Genomic DNA, 269 nt, shown 5'->3' with positions numbered 1-269 from the left:
ATGTAATTTTCGGCCTGACCGCGCGCGCAATAAATATCCTCGTACAACATGTCGGCATCGAGTCCTGGCAGCGAGGTCACGATGAAGCGCGTGTTCTCGCCAAGCGCCATGACCTCGGCCTTGAGCAACACGCGCCAGGCCTTCGGCCACGAACGCGCCTTGTAAGTAAATTCATCGAACAGACGCACCGCATTGGGCACCAGGTCCTGCGATTGCGCAGCCACCCACCGGTCGATGGCGCGAAGTCTGGTCGGCTCGGCCATCGCAAG

At 60.2% G+C, this 269-nt stretch carries 1 protein-coding gene; it reads right to left on the bottom strand.

Annotation, left to right across the window (positions count from 1 at the left end):
• Positions 1–269: transposase (locus F2P46_RS36850; protein WP_208296981.1), on the bottom strand; the 269-nt coding region annotated here is incomplete at both ends.

The organism is Massilia sp. CCM 8734, from assembly GCF_011682155.1.
In the GTDB taxonomy this organism is placed as follows: Bacteria; Pseudomonadota; Gammaproteobacteria; order Burkholderiales; family Burkholderiaceae_D; genus Telluria_A; species Telluria_A rubra.
The sequence above is the reverse complement of the archived record's forward strand: the minus strand, read 5'-3'. Positions and strand labels throughout refer to the sequence as shown.